Source organism: Sphingobium sp. ba1, assembly GCF_000743655.1.
Classification (GTDB): Bacteria; Pseudomonadota; Alphaproteobacteria; order Sphingomonadales; family Sphingomonadaceae; genus Sphingobium.
The window spans coordinates 3,195,666-3,203,431 of the sequence record NZ_JPPQ01000069.1; the positions used below are offsets into that span (position 1 = coordinate 3,195,666).

6 protein-coding genes and 2 pseudogenes are annotated in these 7,766 nt (G+C 64.2%); 3 read left to right on the forward strand and 5 right to left on the reverse strand.

The window, feature by feature from the left end; genetic code table 11:
- Window positions 1-885: pseudogene (locus IL54_RS18750) on the forward strand (MFS transporter); the annotation flags it as partial.
- A 6-nt stretch (window positions 886-891) separates the two neighbouring features.
- Here IL54_RS18750 and IL54_RS18755 read toward each other — a convergent pair.
- Both IL54_RS18755 and IL54_RS18760 read right to left on the reverse strand, forming a co-directional pair.
- Window positions 892-2,583, reverse strand: a complete 1,692-nt coding sequence (locus IL54_RS18755; RefSeq protein WP_443211249.1) for an amidohydrolase — start codon at window positions 2,581-2,583, stop codon at window positions 892-894.
- Between the two features lie 110 nt (window positions 2,584-2,693).
- A complete protein-coding gene (locus tag IL54_RS18760; RefSeq protein ID WP_037477670.1) occupies window positions 2,694-3,563 on the reverse strand; it encodes an NAD(P)-dependent oxidoreductase in 870 nt (289 codons plus the stop codon).
- A 97-nt stretch (window positions 3,564-3,660) separates the two neighbouring features.
- On the opposite strand from IL54_RS18760, the gene IL54_RS18765 reads away from it, so the two are divergent.
- Both IL54_RS18765 and IL54_RS18770 read left to right on the forward strand, forming a co-directional pair.
- Window positions 3,661-4,908, forward strand: a complete 1,248-nt coding sequence (locus tag IL54_RS18765) for a threonine ammonia-lyase (protein WP_037477672.1) — start codon at window positions 3,661-3,663, stop codon at window positions 4,906-4,908.
- A gap of 116 nt (window positions 4,909-5,024) precedes the next feature.
- Window positions 5,025-5,843 (forward strand): arginyltransferase, encoded by an 819-nt coding sequence (locus IL54_RS18770; RefSeq protein ID WP_037477674.1) that lies wholly within the window; start codon window positions 5,025-5,027, stop codon window positions 5,841-5,843.
- 41 nt (window positions 5,844-5,884) lie between these two features.
- On the opposite strand, the gene IL54_RS18775 is transcribed toward IL54_RS18770, so the two are convergent.
- From IL54_RS18775 to IL54_RS23325, 3 genes and pseudogenes are all read right to left on the reverse strand, one after another.
- On the reverse strand, window positions 5,885-6,910 hold the full coding sequence (locus IL54_RS18775) for an RcnB family protein (protein ID WP_037477676.1): 1,026 nt from the start codon (window positions 6,908-6,910) through the stop codon (window positions 5,885-5,887).
- A gap of 164 nt (window positions 6,911-7,074) precedes the next feature.
- The gene (locus IL54_RS18780) at window positions 7,075-7,560 is read right to left on the reverse strand and encodes a GAF domain-containing protein (RefSeq protein ID WP_037479325.1); all 486 of its coding nucleotides are present in this window, start codon (window positions 7,558-7,560) and stop codon (window positions 7,075-7,077) included.
- 94 nt (window positions 7,561-7,654) lie between these two features.
- Window positions 7,655-7,766: pseudogene (locus IL54_RS23325) on the reverse strand (alternative ribosome rescue aminoacyl-tRNA hydrolase ArfB); the annotation flags it as partial.

The following is a 7,766-nucleotide window of genomic DNA, read 5'->3' on the forward strand; positions in this document are numbered from 1 at the left end:
TGGACCGTCGCGGCCTTCCACGCGCTGACGCTGGTGGCGATCGTCATCGTCTGGGCCAAGCTCTGGCCCGAATTTCTACTCCACGCGCTGGGCGCCCCCGCCGATGTGCGGCCGTCCGCCGGAGTCGCCGACAAGGTCGGCAGCCTGTTCCAGCGGCTCGGCGACCGCTGGCAACCGCTCGTCAATTTGAGCCGCTACATCGCCTGGAACGACATCTTGATGGTGCCGCTTGCGGTGCTGGGCATGGCTGCGATGCGCTGGCGCAGCATGATCCGGGGGCAGGAGATCGCGCTGCCGCTGGCGCTTGGATGCCTCGCGGGCTGCATGCTGGCACTGGCGCAGGGCTATGGCTGGGGCTTCCGCTATGCCCATGGCTTCATTGGGCCGTTCTGCCTGCTCGCAGGTCTCGGCTGGGCGCGGTTCCGCCCGCAAGACGCGCTGCGCCCGTTGCTCATCGGCCTGTGCATCACCGCGCTGGGCAGCATTTTCCTCGTCTGGCGCACCCACGCCTTCGTCGCCCCCTACGCCGCCAGCCATCGGCTGATCGATTCGAGCCAGGCCGATGTCGTGCTGATCGATCCGCGCGGCGGACTCTACGTCACGGATCTGGTGCGCGGCCGCAATGGCGTGCCGGGCAAGCCCATGGTCATGAACTTGGGCATGCTGACGCTCGATCAGGTTGATGAACTGTGCAAATCTTACGTCGTCGAGCTGTTCGACCGCGCCGAATTTCGCCCGCTGGGCGTGCCGCTCGCCCGCTGGAACCTCAGCCGCATGGACACGCTGCGCGCGCATATGAAGGAAGCGGGCTGCGACAAGCCGGTCCAGCCGCCGCTGCCTGAAACCTTCGAAGACGCGCTGAACGCCGCCGGCAACGCCATGTGAAAGGGCTTATTGCCCCTTCACATGCACCCGCTTGCCACCGATCCACGTCTCCAGCACCTGCGTCCCCCGAATGTCCGCAGGCCGTGCCGTGGAAATATCCCGGTCGATCAGCAGGAAGTCGGCGCGCTGTCCCGGCACCAGACTGCCGAACCGCTTTTCGGCAAAACCGGCAAAGGCCGCCTGGCGCGTAAAGCCGTCGAGCGCCGCGTCGAACCCGACCCGCTGCGTCGGCATCCACCCGCCCATCGGTTCGCCCTTGGCATCCTCGCGGCTCATGGCGACCGCGATACCGGCAAAGGGGTTGGGGCTCTCCACCGGCACATCCGATCCGAAGGCCAAAGGCACGCGATTGTCGAGCATCGCCTTCCACGCATAGGCTCCGCCCAGACGCGCTTCGCCCATACGGGTCGTCGCCATGCGCCAGTCGGACGCTTCATGCACCGGCTGCATCGACGCGACGATGCCGAACTGGGCAAAGCGCGGCAGATCGGCCGGGCTGACGATCTGGGCATGTTCGATCCGCCAGCGCCGGTCGCCCTTATAGGTTTCCGACAATTCCTGGATCGCATCCAATATTTCGCTATTGGCCGCATCGCCGATCGCATGGGTAGCGATCTGGAAATTGTCCATCGCCGCACGGCTCATCACATTGCGCAATTGCGTCGCCGATATCATCGGCAGCCCGCGTTGCCCCGGCGCATCGGCATAATCGGCCTTCAGCCACGCGCCGCGCGATCCCAGCGCCCCGTCCAGCACCAGCTTGATCCCGCCCAGCCGCAGCCGGTCGTCATAAAGCCATTGCGTCGGCTCCGGCCCGGCGATGAGCGTCATATTATCGAGACCTGCCGCATAGGCTATGATCCGCACGCGCAACGCCCCGCGATCGGCCGAGCGGCGAAAGGCCTGCCAATCCTCGATGCTCGTGCCCATATCGGCAATGCCAGTGACGCCCATCGCCAGCAAAGCGCGCTGCGCCTTTTCCAGCGCGATGTCGCGATCCTTGGGCGCAGGCGCAGGCACGACCTTCTCGATCAGCGCCATCGCCTGATCCACGAACACGCCCGCAGGTTTGCCCGCCGCCATCTCGATCCGGCCCCCGATGGGCGATTTGGTCGCGGCCGTCACGCCCGCAGCGCGGATCGCCGCGCTATTGGCCCAGCCCGCATGGCCATCGACACGTGAGAGCCATACCGGAATATCACCGACCGCTGCGTCCAGGTCGGCTGCCGTCGGAAAGCGGCCCAAGCCCCATTGTTCCTGGTTCCAGCCCGTCCCGATGATCCATTTGCGCCCCGGACTGGCTTGCGCATAGGCGCGGATCTTCGCCTGCGCCTCTTCCAGCGATCGTGTGTCCGACAGGTCCAGCGTTATGAGCGACAGGCCAAGGCTCATGACATGGCCATGCGCGTCGATCATGCCTGGGACCAGCGTCTTGCCGCCCGCATCCAGCTTGAACGACAGCCCCTTGGGCGGCTGCGGCCAGGGCTGGCCACGCTTCGGTTTCTTGGGCTTCTTATATTCCGGTTCCTGATAGCGGCCCGGAATCAGTCTCTCGACCTTGCCCTCATCATCAATCAGCAGCGCGCCGAAACGCACGACCTTGCCAGTGGGATCGACCGCAATGCCATTCACATTGTCGATGACGCCGGACGCGAGCGCAGGGAAGGGGAGGGCGGCAATCAGCCCCAGACCCAACACCCCAAATCCGTTCGCCCTGAGCCTGTCGAAGGGCCTTCCTTTCTTCGAGCGAGGTGCAGACAGAAAAGAGGCTTCGACAAGCTCAGCCCGAACGGACGTTGGGGCAATATTCACGCCTTGATAATCCGTCGCACCAGCGCGCTGGTATCCTGCCGATGGCCACCCATTGCCTGCACATCGGCGTAGAATTGATCGACCATCGCCGTCACCGGCAGCGTTGCGCCATTCGCCCGCGCCTCTTCCAGCGCCAGCCCCAGATCCTTGCGCATCCAATCCACCGCAAAGCCGAAATCGAAACTGTCCTGCGCCATCGTCTTCCATCGATTATCCATCTGCCAGCTTTGCGCCGCGCCGCCCGAAATCGCCTCGAACACGGTGTCGAGGTCGAGTTCGGCCGCCTGCGCAAAACGCATCGCTTCCGCCAGGCCCTGCAATACGCCCGCGATGCAGATTTGGTTCACCATCTTGGTCGTTTGCCCAGCGCCCGCGCCGCCGACATGGACGATCCGCGCGGCATAGGCCTGCATCACGATCTTCGCGGCGGTCACGGCGGGTTCCGTGCCGCCGCACATGATCGACAACCGGCCATTCTCGGCCCCGGCCTGTCCGCCGGACACCGGCGCATCGACGCTATGGATGCCCCGGCTTTCGCCTTCGACGAACAATTGCCGGGCGATCCGCGCGGAAACGGTAGTGTGGTCGATGAACAGGCTGCCCGGCTTCATCGTGCGGAATGCGCCTTCACGGCCCAGTGTCACTTGGGACAGGTCATCGTCGGTGCCGACACAACTGATCACGATCTCGGCCTCTTCCGCCGCCTTGGCCGGGCTGGTCGCGACCGTCCCGCCATAGGCTTCGGCCCAGCTTTTCGCCTTGCCGATGGAACGGTTGTAAACGGTCAGGCTGTGCCCGGCCTTCGCCAGATGTCCTGCAACCGGGCCGCCCATGACGCCCAGGCCGATAAACGCGATGTTAGCCATATGCCTCGTAGGATAAGTGCGTGGCGACCAGCCATAGGGGCAGTTTTCCGACAGTGCCAGTTTCTTCCACCGCAATTTTGCGTTAGGGCGCGACCATATGAACACGCTTGCCAAGATCGAGAGCGCCCCGCCGCTGCCCATCACCGTCGATGACGTGCTTGCCGCGCGCACCCGCATTGCCGGTGCGATCGTCAAGACGCCGACGCTGATCAGCCAGACGCTCTCGCAGATGCTCGGCTGCAACGTGTATCTGAAATTCGAAAATCTCCAGTTCACCGCCGCCTATAAGGAGCGCGGCGCGCTCAACCGCCTGCTGCAACTGGACGAGGCATCCAAGACCAAGGGCGTGATCGCGGCATCGGCGGGCAACCATGCGCAAGGCCTCGCTTATCATGGCAAGCGGCTGGGCGTCCCCGTGACCATCGTCATGCCGCTGACCACCCCGATCATCAAGGTGACGCAGACCCGCGGCCATGGGGCGACGGTCGTGCAATATGGTGAGAAGTTCGATGACGCCTATGCTCATGCGCGCTTGCTGGAAGTCGAACAGGGACTGACCTTCATCCATCCCTTCGACGAGCCGGACATCATGGCGGGGCAGGGCACCGTTGCACTCGAAATGCTGGAGGATGCGCCGGAAATCGACACGCTGATCATCCCGATCGGCGGCGGCGGCCTGTTTTCCGGCATGGCGACCGCCGCGCGCGCGATGAAGCCCGACATCCGCCTGATCGGCGTGCAGGCGGAACTCTATCCGTCGATGTACGACTATATCAAGGGCGAGCATCTGCCCTGCGACGGCGATACGCTGGCGGAGGGGATCGCGGTCAAGCAGCCCGGCGACAACACCCGTCTTGTGGTCGAACGGCTGGCGGACGACATGCTGCTGGTCACCGAACGGCGACTGGAAGAAGCGCTCAGCCTGTTGCTGCAGATCGAAAAGACCGTGGTCGAAGGGGCAGGGGCTGCGGGGCTCGCCGCGCTGCTGACCTATCGCGAACAATTTGTCGGGCGCAATGTCGGCCTCGTGCTGACCGGCGGCAATATCGACACCCGGCTGCTCGCTAACGTCCTGCTGCGCGATCTCGCCCGGTCGGGACGGCTCGCGCGGCTGCGCATCATCCTGCAGGATCGGCCCGGCGCGCTGTTCCATGTCGCCCGCATCTTCGATCAGGAAGCGGTCAACATCCTCGAACTGGCGCATCAGCGCATCTTCACCAACCTGCCGGCCAAGGGCTTGAGCCTCGACGTTGAGTGCGAGACGCGCGATCGCGCCCATCTTCAGCGGTTGATCGCCGCGCTTGGCGAAGCGGGCTATGAGGTCGCGCCGATCGAGGTTGCCTGACGGGCTGCAACCTTTTGTTAATATTTCGTGGTAAACGCCCTTTTCACGCGCGCATGGGGTCGGCATAGTCTGCGCATGACCCATTTCCGGCACAGCGATAAACAGGACAGAGGCGCGTGACCGCACCTTTCCGTTTCCCCCGCTTTTTCGTGACCAACCCCTCGCCCTGTCCCTATTTGCCGGGAAGGAGCGAGCGCAAGGTATTCACGGAATTGAGCGGCGACTACGCTGCCGAACTCAATGACGCGCTGGGCCGCATCGGTTTTCGCCGCAGCCAGAATGTCGCCTATCGCCCCAGTTGCGCCGACTGCACGGCCTGCGTCTCGGTCCGGGTGGTCGCCAATGAATTCAAGCCCAACGCGACCCAGCGCAAGCTCATCCGCCGCAACAGCGACTTGGTTGTCACCGCCTGCAAGCCCTGGTCCACAGAAGAACAGTTCGCTCTGCTCCAGCGCTATCTGAGCGCCCGGCATCCGGGCGGCGGCATGACCGAAATGGATGAAATGGACTTTGCCGACATGGTCGAACAGACCCCGGTCGACAGCCATATCATCGAATATCGCGAGCCCGGCGTCGATGGGCGCGTCGGCAAACTGGTCGGTGCCTGCCTGACCGACCGGCAGGGCGATGGCCTGTCGATGATCTACAGCTTCTTCGATACCGAAATCGATTATCGGCCGGGCCTCGGCAATTTCATTATCCTCGACCATATCCTGCGCGCAGGCACAGCGGGCCTGCCCTATGTGTATCTGGGCTATTGGGTCGAGGGGTCGCAGCGGATGCAATATAAGGTCCGCTACCGCCCGCTCGAAAAGCTAACGCGGAGCGGCTGGACCCGTTTCGATCCTGACGAGCAGGTCGAGGCGATTCGCGGCGTGGTCGCGCGCGATGAACCGCCCTTGCCGGTCGAACTGGCAGCCATCTTCCGCAAATAGCTATCGGCAGGGGGGCGGTACTCACCGCCCCCGATGCGTCATCAGCAGGCGCAGGACCGGCGTGTGCGCCGCGTGGACCGGCGCACCGGCACGGTTTCCGTGACATAGCTGGTCGTGGTCGTCGTGGTCATGACGGGCTGCACCGTCACCGTGGTCACGACCGGCGCGGGATAATAATAGCCGCCCGAAACATAACCGCCCTGACCGCCCATGGGCGCGCCACCATGCGACCAATGCGGCGCACCGGCATAGGCTGGCGCGTCATAATCCACGCCCGCACCCCGGACATCGCCTTCGAACCGGCCTTCATAGGTGCCGGTGGTGCGGCGACCATCTTCGGTGGTCCAGGTGCCGGTCCAGCGCCCCTCATATTCGTTGCTGCTGGTCACGCTGTCGTCGGCATAGCCATAGCCATCGTCATAGCTTGCACCGTGACGACGGGGCGGCGGCGGGGCGTTGCGGCGCGGCGCATCCTCGGCCTTGTCGATCGCCATGCCAGCGACCGCGCCAACTCCAGCGCCGATCAACGTCCCAGCCGTGCGATTGCCCCGCCCGGCAATGCGATTGCCCGCGACTCCGCCAACCACCGCTCCGATCGCGGCACCACCCACGCCATTGTCGCGGCGACGATCGTCATAAGTGCCGTTGTCGGGACCATAGCCGCCTTCGTAGCGATCCCAGTCGATGTTGCTGCGGCTGTCATAGACTCGGCCATAGCGATCGGTCATCACCGCATCGTCATAATAGCGCGACCAGCCATAGCCATAGGCCGGGGCGGGCAGGCCATAGGCACCGTAATTAGCGATATAATAGGTCGGGCTGATCCAATATCGCGGCAGGACATAGCCATAGACTGGCCGACGATAGCCGTTCCAGCCACCAGGTGCGCGCCATCCCGCCACCCAGCGGCCGTTATGGCGCTGGCCCCAACGCTGGCCGCCATTCCAATGATTGCCAGTACGGACTGTGTGGGTGCCGGGCTGGTTAGGCGTACCGGCCAGCGCCGGGCTGCCCGCGCCCGCAAGCGCGACGGTTGCGCTCAAAAGGAAAAGGCCGGATATCCGCATGGTTAACGCTCCCTGTTGTCCGGCACGCGAAGGCGCGCGCGCAGATCAAAATGCTAACGCTCCGGTTAGCATGATGATCCGCCGCTATCCATCAGCGGGACGCTGGATTCCTGTCCCGAAACGGGTCGGAACGCGCGCCAGGCATGGGAAAAACGGTTAACCCGTCAACCGACCCGCGCACCGATCACCGCGATCAGCGCTTCCAGCCCGGCAGCATCATCCGAGTCGAACCGCGCGGGCTTGGGGCTGTCGAGATCCAGCACGCCGACCACCCGCCCGTCGCGCACGATCGGCACGACGATTTCCGACGCGCTGGCCGCGTCGCAGGCGATATGGCCGGGAAAAGCGTGGACATCCTCCACCAATTGCGTCTCCCCCGTCGCCGCCGCCGCGCCGCATACACCCCGACCCATCGGAATGCGGATGCAGGCGGGCTTGCCCTGAAACGGCCCCAGCACCAGTTCGTCACCGACCAACCGATAAAACCCCGCCCAGTTCAGGTCCGGCAGAAACTGCCACAACAGCGCAGAAACATTGGCCATATTGGCCACGGAGTCCGGCTCGCCCCCTGTCAACGCATCGGCGGCGGACAGCAGGTCGGCATAAAGGGTCGCCTTGTCGGCGGCGTCAGTGGGGGCGAAGTCATACATGGGGCGGATATAGGCGCGCGGGCAAAAATCGCCAATCGATCGGTCAGGAAAATATGGGGCTTTCTCCAACAAAAAGCCGTTGTTTAAACGTGGCTCAATCCATCGACACTTTGCCGCGTCCCTGCTTGACCGTGCTGCGCGCTTTTTTGGAATCCACCCGCCGCGCCTTGGCGGCTTTGCCGGGCTTGGTCGCGATACGGCGGGCC